The organism is Bifidobacterium jacchi, from assembly GCF_009078285.1.
In the GTDB taxonomy this organism is placed as follows: domain Bacteria; phylum Actinomycetota; class Actinomycetes; order Actinomycetales; family Bifidobacteriaceae; genus Bifidobacterium; species Bifidobacterium jacchi.
The window spans coordinates 1-16,538 of the sequence record NZ_RQSP01000031.1 but is presented as its reverse complement, the minus strand read 5'-3'; the positions used below and the strand labels follow the sequence as shown (position 1 = coordinate 16,538).

Sequence of the window (16,538 nt, the reverse complement as noted above, 5' to 3'; positions counted from 1 at the left end):
AGGTGAGCGGACGCGCTGTGGCGTCTGCGAAGGAACGGTGGCAACTAGAAGTTGCCGCCCCGAACCGTTTGACGGAGCGTCCGGTGGACGGTCCGTAGGTGAGGTGAGCGGACGCGCTGTGGCGTCCGCGAAGGAACGGTGGCAACTAGAAGTTGCCGCCGTTCCACCCCCAATCCGTCGTCGCCGTATAGCGGATGTACGTGCGGTCCTCGGGGATGCCGAGCGTCGAATTGAGCGCGGCCATGATCGATTCGGTGAGCTTCTCCCAAGCCGAGCCGGGCACCGAGCGGCCGAACACGTTCACTTCGACGTATGCGGCGGGCTTGTCGTCGCTGCCGGCGAAGTAGATCGGCATGTCGTCCTCGAACGGGCACATGAGCCAGCTTTCCGACTTGCCGGGAACCGCGGTGATCGCCTTGCCGTAGGCGGCTTTGAGCGCTTCGCGCTGTTCGGGCGTGGTCTTGACGGAGACATGGGTGTGAATGACGGGCATGATGACCTCCTGATGGTTGATGCTGTTCACTATGTATCCTAATCGTCCGGCAACCCTGTTCCGCATACTGCATTCTGCTTTGACACCCTGGTTGGGCACGGCATGCGCACGGGATCGGTTGTGCGGCACGGCTCGGTCGATGCGGCCGCGTGTATCGGCATTATCAGCACGGTCGTGTTTAATGGCCTGCGTGAGGAAACTGATTGCACAGCTTATGAAGTTCGGTATCGTCGGCGTGATCGCCTTCGTCATCGACTGGGGTATTCTCAATCTGCTGGTTGGCGCGTTCCACATGCACAACGTGATCGCGGCCACCATTTCATTCATCATCTCGCTGATTTTCAACTACTTGGCAAGCATGAAGTTCGTGTTCAAGCATCGCGAGGACATGGCCCGCTGGATGGAGATCCTGATCTTCGTCGCGGCCGCGGTCGTAGGCCTGTTCATGAATGATCTGATCATCTGGATTTCGACTTACGGCATGAATCGCGACGCGTTCGTCTCGCAGCATGCCGAATATCTGCTGCGCACGAACATCGGCAAGCTGATTGCGACCGCCGTGGTGATGGTCTGGAACTTCCTGATCCGCAAATGGCTGCTCGACGACACGCATACCAACGCGATGAACCGTCTGCGTTCCGCGGAAAACAAGCTGAGCGCCGAGCAGCTTGAAGCCAAGTGGCAGAACAGCTTCTCCCATAGGCTTGGCGTCTGGTCGCTGGAGCACACGCCGAAGGGCTGGCAGAAGTAGCGCTCGCTCACACGCTCACTTCCGTCAGCGACGGCGCCTCCGTGCTCGACTTGATCTGGCGGAATCCGACGAATGCCAACGCCAGCGATCCCAGCGCCAACGCCGTCGTCATCATGAATCCGCCATGCGAGCCGGCGTAGTCGATGCACAATCCCACCAACGCCGAGCCGACGGACGAGCCGATGGAGTTCATCGCACCCATCCATGCCACGCCTTCGGTGAAGCGCGTCGGCGGCACGAGATGCAGCATCAGCTGGTTGCCGTTGATCCATGTGGGCGCCTGACATACGCCGATGATCAGATAGATGATCATGATCACCCACAGGTGTTTGGCGAACATGAACGTGCCGATGCCGAGATTCACGATCGCAAGGCAGAAGTAGAAGCGCTTCCACAGCGGAATCGTCCAGTTCTTCGCGCCGTAGACCAGTGCGCCGGTCAGCGAGCTGATCGAGAAGCACGCGAAGACGAAACCGGTGTACTGCTTCATGTTCGCCTCGGTGGCGAAGGCGATGATCGAGATGTTGGCCGCGGCCTGGAACGCGCCGAGCGAGAACCACGTCACGCACACGGCGACAAGGCCTGGCCCCCAGATCGACTCCTTATGTCCGGCGAGTGCGTCGGCGCGCGCCTTGTCGACGGCGGCCTTCATCTGTTCGTCGGACAGCCCCTGCGCCACGGCGAGGGCGCGCGCATGCTCGGCAGCAGTGGCCGCCTGCAGCGCCCGCGCCTTTGCCGCCTCGCGCTCGCGGTACTCCTTGCGGGTCATGCCGGCGCGTCGGGCGAGCACGGTCTGCGACGGCGGCTCGGTCGACAGTTCGGTCAGGAACATCAGCGCACCGATGACCACGCATGCGCCGGTGAACGAGAATGCGAGCAGACCGGAGATCACGGCCAGCGTCGAGGCGAGCGGATTGCCGATCACCCACATGCATTCGTCGAACACGCCCGACAGGCCCAGTGCGCGATCGGTGCGTTCCCGATCGCCTTTGAGCAGGCGGGTCCAGCGGGCGCGGCTCATCGCGCCCCACGGCGGAATGGCGGCGAGCAGCGGCGTCAGACAGTAGAGCACCCATTCCGGGGCCCTGTTGCTGATGGCGGTGATCAGCGCGATCGCCGAGACGATCCATACGAGAATCGTCGGTATTGTGATCTGTCGCTGGCCGAACTTGTCGGTGAGTCTGCCGAGCAGCGGTGTGACGATGGCCATGGCGATGGCCTGCAGTGCGGTGAGTCTGCCGGCGAGCGCGTAGCTGCCGTAGTAGTACTGCACGGAGATCGTGATCGTCATGGCGGTCATCGGGAACGGCATGCAGGCGATCACCGAACCGATGGAGAATCGTGCCGTGTGCGGCATGCGCAGCAGTTCCGCGTAGCCGCCGAATACGCGTGAGGCAAGATCTTTGAGCGCCGATGGCGACGATGTGGATGATTGAGATGATTTGGACATGCTGCACCCGCTCCTTTCCGCTCCCGATTGGATGTCCCTCGCCGCCGTGGCGTTGGCGGAGAGGCCCTCATCGTTATTGATGCTGTCCTGTTGGTCGCGCAAAGGAGGGTGCCGTCGGTCGTCTTTCGGTCGTCGCCGCCGCGTTGCCGCTGTGCTGCCGCGCTGCTGGTCGTTGCTGCCGTGTTGCCGTTGGCTGACGAGTTGCCGTTGACGAGTTGTCGGTTCCCAATTGCGTCAAGCCATTATTGTAGGGGGTTGGTGCATCTCGACACGCTGTGATCGGTCACATTGCCGGTTCGTCGGCATAATTTTTCATAGTTGATCGCAGATCGCCATTGACTTGCAATCATTGCATTCGATACGTGATGTCGGTCGGCAGCCCGATGGCGGTGCGCCTTGGATTCGCTGGGTGCCGTGATGGCGGTGCGCAGCCGGTTGCGACTCGCAACTGTCGCGTCGTGTTCCGTGGGCGATGCCGATCGATCCGTCGTTGCTGCGCGAACCGCAGCGGAAAGGCCGCAGACACCGCCATGACCGCCACCACCATCCATTTCGTCCGCCACGGCAAGGTGTACAACCCGGGCCATCTGCTCTATGAGCGACTGCCCGGCTTCCATCTGTCCGACGTGGGCCGGCGCATGGCGCAGGCCACGGCCGCCTATCTGGCGAGCAATCCGCGGACCAATACGATCGCCGCCGTGTACTCCTCGCCGTTGGACCGCACGCGCGAGACCGCTGGTGCGATCATCGACGCGTTGAACGCCGTGCGCGGGGAGCGAGGAGAGGAGCCGCTGGAGCTGACCGTCGACGAGCGGGTGATCGAGGCCGGCAACGAGTTCCGCGGGCTTCGCATCGGGCACGGCGAGGGCGCGTTGTGGCGCAACGGCAACTGGAAGCTCGTCCTGAACCTGTACAGGCCGAGCTGGGGCGAGTCCTACCGGCATATCGCGGCGCGCATGGACGCGTTCGCGCGCGAGAAGGTCGCCCGGCATCCCGGCCAGCAGATCGTGGTGGTCAGCCACGAGTCGCCGATCTGGTCGTACCGCCATTATCTGGAGACCGGGCACCCGGAGCACTGGATGTTCCTGCGGCACACCGCGCTCGCGTCCGTCACGTCCGTGACCTACGACAACGAGACCGGCCGCGTGATGTCGATCACGTATGCGGACCCCGCAGCCGGTGTGCAGTGACACGTTATGCTGCCGATGGGCATCATCGTCGCGGCATGAATCATCAACAGGCAAACTGGTCACGCAAGGTGACCAGTTTTTCAATAACTGGTAACGCTGCTTTCCCAATTTTTCGAAAACTGGAAAAGCAAAGTTACCAGTTTGCGTGATCATGGTAGTATGACGTGGGCAATGACGATGAATGACGGGAGCTTGTGGTGTCTATGGCAAATCCAGTGATTGCGGAAAAGCTGGCCAGCTTCACGATAAAGGACTTTCAGCCAATCGTCGCGCGTGATTTGGATTTGGGAAAACCGTTGGCGCCAAAGGCTGGCAATCTGGTTAAGGTAGTGACCGGCATGCGGCGTAGCGGCAAAAGCTATCGCCTGTTTCAGGAAATGGAAATGCTGCATGAGTCGGGCATCCCGTGGAGCCGCATCTGCTATTTCAATTTTGAGGATGATCGTTTAGGGTCAGTCACTCCGGCCACTGGAGATGAAGTGCTGGAAGCGTTTTACGCGGCGCATCCAGAGGGCTTGCGCGAAGGCGTCTATCTGTTTTTCGATGAGTTGCAGGAGATGCGCGACTGGGGAGCGTGGCTGCGCCGTGTTGTAGATAACGCCAAAGCCACAATCTATGTCAGCGGCTCCTCCTCCAAGATGCTCTCGAATGAGATAGCAACGGAGTTTCGCGGGCGGGCCTTGGATTTCGAGTTGCTGCCGTATTCCTTCCGGGAATTCGTGCGTGCGAATGATGCCGTCGGCTCTGTCGAACTGGATGCGGGCGACGACGGTGTCAAAGCATACTCGCTCGAGGAGCGGCTCCTGTTGCGGAACGCAATGAAACGTTACCTGACTGTCGGTGGTTTCCCTGCGGTTCAGGAGCTTCCCGACCCGCAGAGAATCGCTCTGTTGCAGTCGTATGTGCAACGCGTGGTGTTGCGGGACGTAGTTGAGCGTCATGATATCTCGCGCCCTAGGGTTGCTTCCGCTCTGGCGCGGCGTGCGCTGGGATCCAACGGCAAGCAGCTGTCGATGCGCAAGGTTGAGAATGATCTGCGCTCAGCCGGCATGCCCGCGAGTCGAGAGATGCTCGGAGACCTCATCGGGTATTTTGAAGACGCTTATCTGCTATTCCGATTGCGCGAATTCTCGATGGCGCTCAGTGAACGGACCACGGCAATGCCCAAAGTGTATGCCATAGACCCTGGTCTGGCTGCTGCGGTGGCGAGCGCCGGTGTCCGTGATGAAGGCCAGCGTCTGGAAGAGGCGGTGTATCTGGAATTGCGACGCCGCAATGTCGGTTTCCGGCGTGACGGTATTGCTTCGTATCGCACTCGTGAGCATGGGTATGAAGTCGATTTCGTCGTAGGCGACGCTCTTCAGAGCGAGACGTACGAGTTGTATCAGGTCACGGTGAACATGGATGATGCGGCGACTGTTCGGCGCGAGACGCGCGCATTATGGGAGATGATGGCGGAGCGGGACATGAAGGAAGGCACCGTTATCGTGGGCGATGGTGAGGAGCGCGATTACGAGCAGGAAGGGCGTGTGATTCATCAGATTCCGGCATGGAAATGGTTGCTGCGTTGATCTGGGGTCATTCCTGATTGCCGAATGATTGCCGAATGATTGCCGAACGATTGCAGAACGTGCCGTGTGTGAGTGACCGGTTTTTCGTATGCGGAGAGCGGGAGAAGAGACCGGCCGCGTGATGTCGATCACGTATGCGGACCCCGCAGCCGGTGTGCGCTAACGGGGCGGTAGAATCGGACGTGGATCGTACATGGGATTGCCGGTTGCCGTCGGCGGGCGATGCGCGGCATCGCGCACAGGCGGCGGCATCCGGTGAGCATTATGAGATATATGGGATATGTCGGATATGTCGGCGACCGTCGGCAGCGCAAAGGAGCGAATATGGTGATCGATGAGAGCATGGTGGCGCGCATTGCGGCGCTTGGGCCGGTGCAGGATGCCGCCGAGGCGGGTGCGGCGCTGGTGTCGCTGTGGCCGCTGACCGATTCGACGCGGATGGATAACGACGCCAAATACGCGGAGAATCTTCAGGTGCGCATCACGCGCGAGATCGCGATGCTTCTGACCGGCGAGACGGTGACCATGCCGGACGCCGAATTCGTCTACGAGGGCGCCGATGAGATTCCCGGCCGTCCCCAGTCGCTCGTCGACGCGCTGATCGCCGCGAATGACGCCTATGATGCGATGGGTGGCCTCGCTCACGACGGCGATGCGTCGGTGCTGGACGATGCCGCGCAATCGCTCGGTGTACCGTGGAATGCGTCCGTTTCGCAGGCGGTGGACGGCATTGTGCACGCCGTTGAGCATGCGGCCGATGCCGTGCAGCATGCGACTGTACCGGATGCTGCTGATGTGGCGGCGTTTGCGCAGCGGTTCGCGTTGTCGATCATCGCCGCAGATGCGCTGATCGCCGCCGCTGATGCCGACTCCCATGCCGTCGACGCGCGCCGCGTGCGCTCGCTGCTGCCGGCATTGCTCGCCATCAATGAGATCAATGAACGCATTGCGATGCCGCGCGTGTTCATGACCGTCGACCAGACGCGCAAGCTGCTGGACGTATGGTTCGCTGCCCAGCCTTCGGCTCAGACTGCCGAGTCCGGCGACGATGTGACGTTCCTCCGTCTTGAGGCCCTCGCCACGCTCACGGCTCCGTTGGCCGCCGACGAATGGCGCAAACACCGCGACGATGTGCTGTGGGACCCGGACGAGGCGAAGCGTCTCGCCAAGGAGGAGGACGAGCGTCGCAACAAGGAGGCGCTGGCCGCCAAGTTCGCGCACGTGCCCACGAACGATGCCGGCAAGGAGCACGTGGAGCTGTGACCCGGCGCGTGGACAATCAGGCGCGTCGGCGTCGCCAACTAGGTCGGCGATCAAGCGATCAGGCGGGCGGCAACCCCGATAAAGGCCGGTTGACAGGCAAGCCACAACTAGGCAAGCCACAACAGACAAGGACGGAATGATGACCGATCTTGCGACCGCGCTGCGCAGCGCGAAGGCGGTGTTCTGGGATCTGGACGGCACATTGATCGACTCCGACCCGTACTGGGTCCAGACGGAACGCTCGGTGCTCGAAGGCCATGGCGGCGTGTGGAGCGAGGCGCTCGCCGAAGCGCTGCAAGGCTCATCGTTCCCGACGACGATGCGGCTGCTGCATGAGCATGGCCTTGACGACGAGCTGAGCGATGAGGTGGCGGTCGCGCAGATGACCGCCGAGGTGCTGGCGATGGAACAGGCGCGGATGCCGTGGGTCGCGGGCGTGCGCGAACTGCTGACTGAGCTTGCCGCCGCAGGCATCCCGTCGGTGCTGGTGACCGGTTCGCCGCGTCCGATCGTCGACAATGTGCTTGCCCACGCCCCGGCCGGCTCGTTCGTCGCCTCGATCAGCGGCGACGATCCCGTGGAGCACAAACCCAGTCCGCAGCCGTATCGTGCCGCCGCGCGCCTTGCCGGAGTGCTCCCGGCCGTATCGCCGACGGCCGCATCCGATGCAGCCGCATCCGACGCATCCGTCGCAGCCGTCGGCGACGCGGCTGAGATGCGTCAATGCATCATCTTTGAGGATTCGCTGCCCGGTCTGACCGCCGCGCGCGCCGCCGGAGCGACCGTCGTCGCGGTCAGCGGCCAGGCGCGAGTCCGCGTCACCGACGATCCGGCATTGCGCGGACTCTACGACTACACGATCAGCGATTATCGCGATATCCGGTTGTCGGATCGCTGATCGGGCGGCACCGGCGCGCCGGCCGACACCGAAGGAACCGGCGCGCCGGCATACTGACCGTACTCGGGCTGTTGCGGCGCCGCCTGCTGCTGTGGTTGCTGCGGTTGCGGTTGCGTCTGCGGCATCGATTGTGCACCATACGCGCCGCCATATGCCGGGCCGTACGCGCTCGCCCCTGCGGCGTAGGCGGCACCATATGCGGCATTCCCCGGAGTCTGCGGCGCAGTATTCGACTGACCGGGCGCGGCATCGAACTGCGCGCCGGACGGATGCGACGCGCCGACCATCAGCGCGATCAGCGAAATGATGTACAGGAGCCCGGTGACTACGATGGCGAGCAGCGGCAGCAGCACGGCCGCCGACTCCTGCTCGCTGAGCTGAATCGTGCCCTGACCGCCGGCCTCGAACCAGGGCTTGAGCTTGGCCGCCAGCTTGAACATGTAGTACAGCCAACCGTAGCTGATCAGCTGCGTGAGGATGAACGGGATGCCGGGCAGAAGCATCCAGCTTCCCTTACGGCCGGTGTCGTGCAGTCGGCGCACACCCGCCGAGGTGAACGGCACGATCACGGCGAGCAGCCACACGGTGGACAGCGCTTCGCCGACCCAGAAGCTGACCATCGTGACGATGCCGGTGACGACGTTCACGATGACGAACAGCAGGAACGGCCACCAGAACTCGCCTTTGGAAGCGCGCCCGGTGAACGTCGCGTATTTGCGGAAGAAGCGCGCGATGGCGGCGCCGAAGCCGATGCCGTACCACGGCTTGTCGATCGGCGGTTCGCCGAGCACGCCGTAGGGAATGGACGGCTGGCCATACTGGTCGAACTGCGGCATGCCCTGCGGCAGCGGAGTGGCGCCCGCCGGGGCTGCGCCGGGGGTGTACGGCGGCTGCGCTGCGGTGGCTTGCGCTGCGGTGGCTTGCGATGCGGTGGCTTGCGATGCGGCGGGGTTGTACGACGGCGCATTCTGCCCGTATTCGGGTTGCGGTCGGGTCGGTTGCGGCTGGCTGTCTGCCGCTGCCACGCTTGCGGCGGTGGCTGTGGCTGCTGCCGGCGTCGCCTCGCTGACGGCGGTGGTCGCCTTCGCGGCTGGCTGCGGCTCGCCGTATACGGGAACCTGAGGCTGGCTGCCCGTTGCGCTCGACGGCTGAATAGCTTGCGATGGGTTGTCGTGTGGCGGATTGCCTTGTGATGGATTGCCTTGTGACGGATTGACCGGGGCGGTATTGGCTGGCTGCGCAGACTGCTCGATCGGATCGCCATAGCGCGGGACCGCCGGGGCGGCGTAGCCGGCTCGCACTGATGTGGTCGATTGCGCGGCATCGCGGGGCTGCGACGGCTTCCCGTATTGCGGGATCTGCCCGTATTGCGGAACCTGACCGTAGGCTGGCGCGGCTGGCTGCGATGCCGATGTATGCTGCCGTTCTGATGCGGCTGGCTGCGTGGGCTGTTGATATTGGGGGACCTGCCCGGGTGCCCCGTATGGATTCGCGCCGTATGGCTGTCCCGGCTGCGTTTGATACTGCGCCGATGGCACCGGCGCCTGATCGTCCCCTTGCGGCATGAACGGATTGTCGTCGCTCATGTGTTCCCCCTTACGTCGCGGGTTGCTGATGCATCCATTGTTTCACATTCCCGCCCGACGCGCTTGGCGAATCCCGTGATGCCTGCCGAATACCGCCGTGACGCGCCGAGGGGAGAGGAATTGTGCGTGATGTCGGCATGGATGTTTCGGTGAACGATCGTTGCGATGCCGGGGATTGCGTGTAAGCGGTTCCAATTTGAGCGGGCCATCACAATATGCATACGTGGTTTTAGGTGTATTTCAAGGATGGTTGCGCTATCATTATTCATGGAAGCGGTCATCAACGTGAAAGATTGACCCAGCGGGGAAGGCCCCCAAGACGTAAGCGCGTGATACTCAGCGAGGAGGTATCCCATGAACGACAATCGAATCGGAATCGGATCGGCACCGACCAATGACGCAAGCAGTGCTCGCGACGACGATCTTCAGGATCTCGCGGCGCTCTTTCTTGGACTGTCGGCCTGATCGCGCACAGACCGACTCAGGTCGGCGCAGGCGGTGAGTGCTGGTGGGTGTCGGTGGGGTTTTCGTCCGTAACTGCGCGTGATCGGCATGTGTCCGCGCAGTTACGGACGATTTGACTGTCTTTTTCGTCCGTAACTGCGCGGGGATCTCGTAATCGCGCGCAGTTACGGACGATTCGTGCCTTCTTGAACCTTCGTGGCGTCATGTGCATCGCGACACGTTGACGATATATCGCGATATATCGTATTATAGTGATGGCAAGAACGCGATATATCGCGAAACGCGGCTGCTGATGCGCGCCGTCGCGCATCGGCGACGCGGTCGTCGCAAATGTAAGGAGTCATGATGTCAAACGAAACGCAATCGAACGGTTCCGGTGAACCGTCGCAGGGCAACGACAACGATGCTGTTCGCGAAGGTCGCGCCGACAATGGCGTCGAGCGGTGGGAAGTGCGTGAGGGTGAAAGCAAGACCTTCGACTTCGACGATGTGCGCAAGCTGCGCGTCGCCATCGCAAAGGGCCGCATCGACGTAATCGGCAGCGATGAGCCCGGATGCAGACTGGAAGTCTCCAACGTACGCGAATTGCCCGTCGAAGTCGTCTGCGACGGTGACAAGCTGATCGTGCGTGATTTCGATGAGCGCCAGCCGATCTCCATCAGGGCAAGCGGGCCGACGGGAGTATTCAAGGTATTGAACTGGTTGTTCGGCCGCTCGGGGAACAACGCGGCAGGCCGCTCCGGCCGGAGCTCCAGCTGGGTCGGCAGGGGCGTCTCATCGAGGGTCAACGCCGACGTCAGCCTGCTCGTGCCGCGCGACGTGGCGGCAAGAATCGTCTCGGTCGAGGGCGATGCTCTGATCGGCGGTCTGACGAACGGCGCCACACTGAACACCGTCTCCGGTACGCTGCTCGCCGATGGTGTTTCCGGGAGCCTTCGGATGCATACCGTCTCCGGAAAGATCGAGGCGCGCAATCACCACGGTTCGGTGGACGCCGACTCCGTCAGCGGCGACGTGATCGTCAGCGGCGACTGCACGACGATCACAATCGACGCGGTCAGCGGCAGCCTCTATGCCGACATGATCGGATCGCCGCAGTCCATACAGGTCCATTCGGTGAGCGGCAGCGCATTCGTGCGGCTTGATCCCCGCGCGCACCTGCGCTGCCATGCCGAGGCGCTGTCCGGCAGGGCGGAAATCAGCGGGCGGCGATTCGGCATCAGGCATGGGCTTGACTACGAGGACGGCCCGCGTCAGGAGCCGCCGACGACGGTTCGTTTCTCGGCGGTGCGCGGAAAACTCAGGATCGCGCGTCGTGCCGACGCTACTGACGGTACCGCTGCCGCCGCCAACGCCGCCGACGCCGACAACGCAGGCGTCGCTGGGAGAGCGTGATGGCGACTCCGATCTTCGCGCACGGCCAGATGCGCCTGTATCTGCTGTCGATGCTCGCCGAATCGCCGATGCACGGCTACGAGCTCATGCAGGCCATCGAACAGCGCTTCGATGGCGCGTATGTGCCCAGCGCCGGTACGATCTATCCGCGCCTCGCCAAGCTTGCCGACGATGGGCTCATCACCAGGGAAACGGTCGGTCGCAAGACCATCTATGCGATCACCGATAAGGGGCGTGCGGAACTCGCCGAGCGACGCGAGGAGGCGGATCGGCTGGAGTCGGACATCGATTCGTCTGTTCGCAGACTGGCTGATCGGCTGCGCGCAGGCATCCGCGATTCGATGTGGTCGTTGAAGACCGATCTCACATACGCATCGTCAGCTGCATCATCAACCGAGCGGCCGGTCTCATCGTCGCCGTCTGCGCAGACGTACGCGGCAAATGGTGACGAACTCAACCGGTCGGCAGGCGCGTCGGCGCATCGCAACGTGACGGACGAGCCGATAATCGTCGCGACGGAACGTAGGCTGGACCGGTTCAGCCACGACTTGCGCGACGTACTGCGCGCGGCCGACGCAGACGGCACGCTTACTGCGGACTTGGCGCGCGATCTTGGCGACGATCTCGATGCGCTCGTCGATCGAGTACGCGGCATGACTGCGCGCAATACCAAGGATGCGCGCGGTTGCGCCTGACATGTCCGCCCAAAGCCAAGCGTAAGTGCGCACCTCGTTGGTGTGCGCGTTGGTGCGCGCAGTACGCCTGCTTTCCGGGTTTTCCATGCGGAATCGTTCTGTAGCGAATCCCGTAGCGAACCCTCAGCGTATCCGTAGCGAATCCGAAATCCACGCAATCCTGTGCATTTGCGGCACCCCGCGTCTCAGCCGCTTGCGCATTCCGCGGCACGTCCCGATAACGCGGCACAATGGGGCCTATGACTGAACCCGAAAACGTTGCTGTGACCGCAGCACAGGAAACCAAGAACGACAAGCCCGCGCTGCCGAAGGACGTGCGCGTGCGCTTCTGCCCGTCGCCCACCGGCACCCCGCACGTCGGCATGGTGCGCACCGCCCTGTTCAACTGGGCCGAGGCTCGCGCCACAGGCGGCAAGCTGATCTTCCGTATCGAGGATACCGACGCCGCACGCGACTCCGAGGAAAGCTACAACCAGATCCTCGAAGCCCTGCGCTGGCTGGGCATCGACTGGGACGAGGGCATCGACGTGGGCGGCCCCCACGGCCCGTACCGCCAGTCCGAGCGCACCGACATCTACAAGGACGTCGCCGCCAAGCTGCTTGAGGCCGGCTATGCCTACGAGTCCTTCTCCACCCCGGAGGAAATCGAGGCGCGCAACGTCGCCGCAGGCCGCCCGAAGGCCTTCGGCTACGACGGCTACGACCGCGACCTCACCGAGGAGCAGAAGGCCGCCTTCCGCGCCGAGGGGCGCAAGCCCGCCCTGCGCATCCGCATGCCTGACGAGGACATCGCCTTTGACGACCTCATCCGCGGCCGCATCGAATTCAAGGCAGGCTCCGTGCCGGACTACGTGATCGTGCGTCCGAACGGCGACGCGCTGTACACGCTCACCAACCCGGTCGACGACGCTCTCATGGAAATCAATGTTGTGCTGCGCGGCGAGGACCTGCTGAGCTCCACCCCGCGCCAGATCGTGCTCTACCGCTACCTCGAGGCGCTGGGCATCGCCAAGACCACTCCGCTGTTCGGCCACATGCCGTACGTGATGGGCCAGGGCAACAAGAAGCTTTCCAAGCGCGATCCGGAGTCGAACCTGTTCAACCATCGCGACGCCGGTTTCATCCGCGAGGGGCTTTTGAATTACCTGGCTCTGCTTGGCTGGTCGATCGCCCCCGACCGCGACGTGTTCTCGATGGATGAGATGATCGCCAAGTTCGATGTGCGCGACGTCAAGGCCAACCCGGCCCGCTTCGACCTCGACAAGGCCATCTCCATCAACGCCGAACACATCCGCATGCTCGACCCGGCTGACTTCCTGCGTCGTGCCACCCCGTACCTCAAGCGTGACGGCGTCGTCTCCGCCGACAACTGGGATGACTTGACCGCCCGCGAACAGGAAATCCTGACCGCCGCTGCGCCGCTCGTGCAGCCGCGCGTTCGCCTGCTGGGCGAGGTCGCCGGCATGGTCGGCTCCCTGCTGTCCACCGAGGAATACCTCGAACCCGCTGACGACGCCCGCAAGCAGCTCAAGGATTCCGCCGGCGAAGTACTGGACAAGGCCATCGAGGCGCTCGAGGCCGTGCCTGAGGCCGATTGGAAGACCGATCACCTGCACGAGACGCTGAACAAGGCCCTCGTGGAGGACGGCGGATACAAGCCGCGCCTCGCCTTCGGCCCGGTGCGCGTGGCCATGTCCGGCCGCCGCGTCTCCCCGCCGCTGTTCGAGTCGATGGAGATCGTCGGCCGCGACCTGACGATCGCGCGTTTGAAGGGCCTGCGCGCACACCTGTGAATCCGGCGTTTTGAATGGCTCCCCTTGTCAGGACAGCACCGTAAGGCAAACAGCGGAGCTGTTTGCAGGTGCTGTGCGAGCCGACAGGCGAGCCGGCAAACCGCGCGCGAAGCGCGTACCTGATTGCAGGACGAGCTGGCAGCGAAGCTGACTGAGGGGAGCGAAAGGCGGGCATCTGTTCATGCAGATGCCCGCCTTGAACGCATAACCTCTGTTTGTTATTGTTATATGTGGGCTCGCAGCGTGGACTCCCAGCGGGGGGCATATCGTGGGTTCACGAATGAGCGGAGCAAAGGTAGTCCTTGGCGGTAATGTACCTGCCGTTCTTGCTGGTAAAGCTCTCCGTACCCCGATAGACAACCGTTCTACGATCGACGGGCGCTCCCAGTTCTTCTCCGACTGTGGCAAGATGTTTGAAGGAATCAGGTCGAGCGGTCATGCCCGACTTGATTTCTATCAGTAAGGGATTGCGTCGCTGAGTGGCGTCAATCAGATCGATTTCGCTCTGGTTACTGTCTCGGTAGAAGCACAGTTCGCTATCCCGATTCTTATTGAAGTAACGTTTCGCTGTTTCCGAAATAATGAGATTCTCGAACACGTCGCCGCGTTTGGGGTCATTCAAAAGGTCTTCTAAGGAATGGATTCCGAGAAGGTAATTCAGCAATCCATTGTCATAAAAATAGAGTTTGGGAGTCTTGGTAAGTCTCTTGCGTGTGTTCTCGGAATAAGGAGACAGCCTGAACACAATAAAACTCGCTTCCAGGATGGAGAGCCATTCTTTGGCGGTATTGAAGGAAACTCCTGAATCTCTCGCTAAGGCAGTGAGATTCAGGAGGTTGGCGGCGTTCTCTGCGCACACTCGGAGGAACGTGTTGAAATCGGTAAGGTTGCGGACATTGAGATACTCCGCTACATCGCGGCTGACATACGTGGCCGTATAGTTCCGGAAATAGATATCCGCTGGAGTCGGCACATCGTAGAGATGTGGATATCCGCCTCGGAACATGAATTCATCCACAGTCAGATCGGGCTTCGCTTGAAGCGTTTCCGTGTAGGAAAGGGGCAGCAGTTGAAGCATCCCGACCCGACCGGCCAGCGATTGTCCGATTCTTTTTTCCATCAAGAAGTTCTGCGAGCCGGACAGTACGTATTGTCCCATGGTGCCGCGTGCGTCGGCTTCGACCTGAATCTGGGAGAACAGGTCCGGAGCGTACTGTGCTTCGTCGATGATGAGTTTGTCACCGCGCGATCGGATGAAGCCAACAGGGTCATCCGTGGCGCTGACGCGGACGGTCTTGTCTTCAAGATTGACGTATTCGTAATCGGGCAGAACGTTCCTGATGAGCGTCGACTTGCCGCTTTGTCGTGGCCCGGTTATTGAAACCACCGGGAGCCATGACAGCATGGAGGAGAGTTCGTTGGTGATTGTTCGTGGGATCATTTGTGCCTCGATTGCAGATTCGTCAGTAGAGTTATTGATAATTCATCAGTAGAACTTGTGATAATTCATCAGTAGAGGTGTTGACGATTCGTCAGTGGAGGCGCATAAGACCTTCTGTTGATTGATGATTTGGACTGCCATCGTGATGTGGTGGAGTGTTGGTGAAGTGGTGTGGTGTGTGGCTGGGGTTGCTGATCGGGTGGTGCCGATTGTGGAACGTCGATCATGAAATGGTGATCATGGAATAGCGATTGCGGAATAACGAGCATGGATGTCTCATGCAGCGGTGATTCAGGCAAAACCCTTGGAAACAATGGCGACACGCCGTGATTTGTGCTCATGTACGGGTGTGTGTATTATCAACATTTGTTGCGCGGTTTACCGAGCAGCCAGTGAAAACTGAATATGCCCCCATCGTCTAGCGGTCTAGGACTACGCCCTCTCACGGCGCCAACACCGGTTCAAATCCGGTTGGGGGTACGAAGCGCCGCAGTCGCAAGATTGCAACGCCTTGTGAATTGGGATGTGGTGTAATTGGCAACACAGCTGATTCTGGTTCAGCCATTCTTGGTTCGAGTCCAGGCATCCCAGCGAATGAACCCTCGCTCAGGCGAGGGTTTTTTGTTATCGGCTCCTTCAGGGGGTTTGTAAATATCTCCCGCCTCCCCGCAGCGCGCGCAATCCGTATTCGCGTATTCGCGTATTCGCACATGCTGCAGTGTTTTTCGCATGATGTAGGGATTGCCCCATGGTGTAGGGAGCGAGAATGGCTATTTTCCGCCGTTTGTAGGATTTGGCTGTTGTGGGATCCCTACATCATGGGTAGTTCCCTACACGATGGACCGCAGTTGCATTGCGAGGGATCGTCGCGTGACCAATGTCATTCGGACAATTGTGAGGCTGACCGCTGGCGTCTGGTGTCGGCAGTTTGTTAATTCCTATTTGGTGCCCCTTTGATGACGTTGCCGTGAAGCAAACAGCTGAGCTGTTTGTAGGCAACGTCGCTCGACGACAGTCGAGCCAGCAATCCGCGCGCGAAGCGCGTCCATGATTGCGGGTGTCCATGATTGCTGGCCGCTGTCTGCTTTACGCAACGTCCTGTCCGAGGGGAGCCAGCGCTATTTAACCAATTAAGAGACCGACCGCTACCGCAAGAGATTCTCGCGGAAAACCCTGGTTGCGAGAAAAGCTTGCGCTGCGAAGGCTGTTTGCGCAAGTTATTCTCGAAACAAACGGCTATCTCGAGATTCTCTTGTGCTAGAGCCTCTCGCAGCGCAAGGTTTTCTCGAGCTTAAGGCGAAACCCGAGAAAAGCATGCGCAAAGAAGTGCCAATGAGTTTTGCGTCAGTAGTTCGTTGATGATATTGTCAGCTTCTTTTGTCGGACAGCACCGGAAGCAAACAGCGGAGCTGTTTGTAGGTGCTGTGCGAGCCGACCGGCGAGCCGGTAGGCTGCGCGCGTTGCGTGCCCGTGATTGCGGCGAGCTGGCCGGGCGGATTTTAGTGGTGGTTGCAACACCTGTGTGTTTTGCCGCTCTTGATGGCGGT

At 61.3% G+C, this 16,538-nt stretch carries 12 protein-coding genes and 2 tRNA genes; 10 read left to right on the top strand and 4 right to left on the bottom strand.

Translation table 11 applies throughout. From position 1 onward, the window contains the following. Positions 1-145: 145 nt before the first annotated feature. Positions 146-493 (bottom strand): phenylpyruvate tautomerase MIF-related protein, encoded by a 348-nt coding sequence (locus tag EHS19_RS08145; RefSeq protein WP_151917279.1) that lies wholly within the window; start codon positions 491-493, stop codon positions 146-148. Between the two features lie 214 nt (positions 494-707). Here EHS19_RS08145 and EHS19_RS08140 point away from each other — a divergent pair, with 214 nt between their 5' ends. Continuing rightward, positions 708-1,244 carry a GtrA family protein gene (locus EHS19_RS08140; RefSeq protein ID WP_175578385.1) on the top strand — a complete coding sequence of 179 codons (537 nt, stop codon included), beginning with the start codon at positions 708-710 and terminating at the stop codon, positions 1,242-1,244. Positions 1,245-1,251: 7 nt separating this feature from the next. On the opposite strand, the gene EHS19_RS08135 is transcribed toward EHS19_RS08140, so the two are convergent. Continuing rightward, positions 1,252-2,694 carry an MFS transporter gene (locus EHS19_RS08135; RefSeq protein WP_151917265.1) on the bottom strand — a complete coding sequence of 481 codons (1,443 nt, stop codon included), beginning with the start codon at positions 2,692-2,694 and terminating at the stop codon, positions 1,252-1,254. A gap of 530 nt (positions 2,695-3,224) precedes the next feature. On the opposite strand from EHS19_RS08135, the gene EHS19_RS08130 reads away from it, so the two are divergent. From EHS19_RS08130 to EHS19_RS08115, 4 genes are all read left to right on the top strand, one after another. Continuing rightward, positions 3,225-3,884: a histidine phosphatase family protein gene (locus tag EHS19_RS08130; protein ID WP_151917264.1), complete on the top strand. Its 660-nt coding sequence runs from the start codon at positions 3,225-3,227 to the stop codon at positions 3,882-3,884. A 203-nt stretch (positions 3,885-4,087) separates the two neighbouring features. Further along, positions 4,088-5,455 (top strand): ATP-binding protein, encoded by a 1,368-nt coding sequence (locus tag EHS19_RS08125; protein ID WP_151917263.1) that lies wholly within the window; start codon positions 4,088-4,090, stop codon positions 5,453-5,455. Positions 5,456-5,779: 324 nt separating this feature from the next. Beyond that, positions 5,780-6,718 (top strand): hypothetical protein, encoded by a 939-nt coding sequence (locus EHS19_RS08120; protein ID WP_151917262.1) that lies wholly within the window; start codon positions 5,780-5,782, stop codon positions 6,716-6,718. 136 nt (positions 6,719-6,854) lie between these two features. Then, a complete protein-coding gene (locus tag EHS19_RS08115; RefSeq protein ID WP_241677159.1) occupies positions 6,855-7,616 on the top strand; it encodes an HAD family hydrolase in 762 nt (253 codons plus the stop codon). Here the strand turns inward: EHS19_RS08115 and EHS19_RS08110 are convergent. Continuing rightward, positions 7,586-9,202, bottom strand: coding sequence for a DUF805 domain-containing protein (locus EHS19_RS08110; RefSeq protein ID WP_151917261.1), 1,617 nt, complete (start codon positions 9,200-9,202; stop codon positions 7,586-7,588). The genes EHS19_RS08115 and EHS19_RS08110 overlap by 31 nt on opposite strands. An 807-nt stretch (positions 9,203-10,009) precedes the next feature. On the opposite strand from EHS19_RS08110, the gene EHS19_RS08105 reads away from it, so the two are divergent. The 3 genes from EHS19_RS08105 to gltX all read left to right on the top strand — a co-directional run bounded on the left by EHS19_RS08105 (position 10,010) and on the right by gltX (position 13,550). After that, positions 10,010-11,062, top strand: coding sequence for a DUF4097 family beta strand repeat-containing protein (locus EHS19_RS08105; protein WP_151917260.1), 1,053 nt, complete (start codon positions 10,010-10,012; stop codon positions 11,060-11,062). Continuing rightward, the gene (locus EHS19_RS08100) at positions 11,062-11,757 is read left to right on the top strand and encodes a PadR family transcriptional regulator (protein WP_151917259.1); all 696 of its coding nucleotides are present in this window, start codon (positions 11,062-11,064) and stop codon (positions 11,755-11,757) included. The genes EHS19_RS08105 and EHS19_RS08100 overlap by 1 nt, the downstream gene beginning before the upstream one ends. Positions 11,758-11,987: 230 nt before the next feature. Further along, a complete protein-coding gene (gene gltX / locus EHS19_RS08095; RefSeq protein WP_421745466.1) occupies positions 11,988-13,550 on the top strand; it encodes a glutamate--tRNA ligase in 1,563 nt (520 codons plus the stop codon). A 274-nt stretch (positions 13,551-13,824) separates the two neighbouring features. Here the strand turns inward: gltX and EHS19_RS08090 are convergent, their stop codons facing one another. Then, the gene (locus EHS19_RS08090) at positions 13,825-14,991 is read right to left on the bottom strand and encodes an ATP-binding protein (RefSeq protein WP_151917258.1); all 1,167 of its coding nucleotides are present in this window, start codon (positions 14,989-14,991) and stop codon (positions 13,825-13,827) included. 407 nt (positions 14,992-15,398) lie between these two features. On the opposite strand from EHS19_RS08090, the gene EHS19_RS08085 reads away from it, so the two are divergent. Together EHS19_RS08085 and EHS19_RS08080 are read left to right on the top strand one after the other, a co-directional pair. Next, positions 15,399-15,471 (top strand) — tRNA-Glu (locus tag EHS19_RS08085). A 39-nt stretch (positions 15,472-15,510) separates the two neighbouring features. After that, a tRNA-Gln gene (locus EHS19_RS08080) sits at positions 15,511-15,582 on the top strand. Positions 15,583-16,538: the final 956 nt, after the last annotated feature.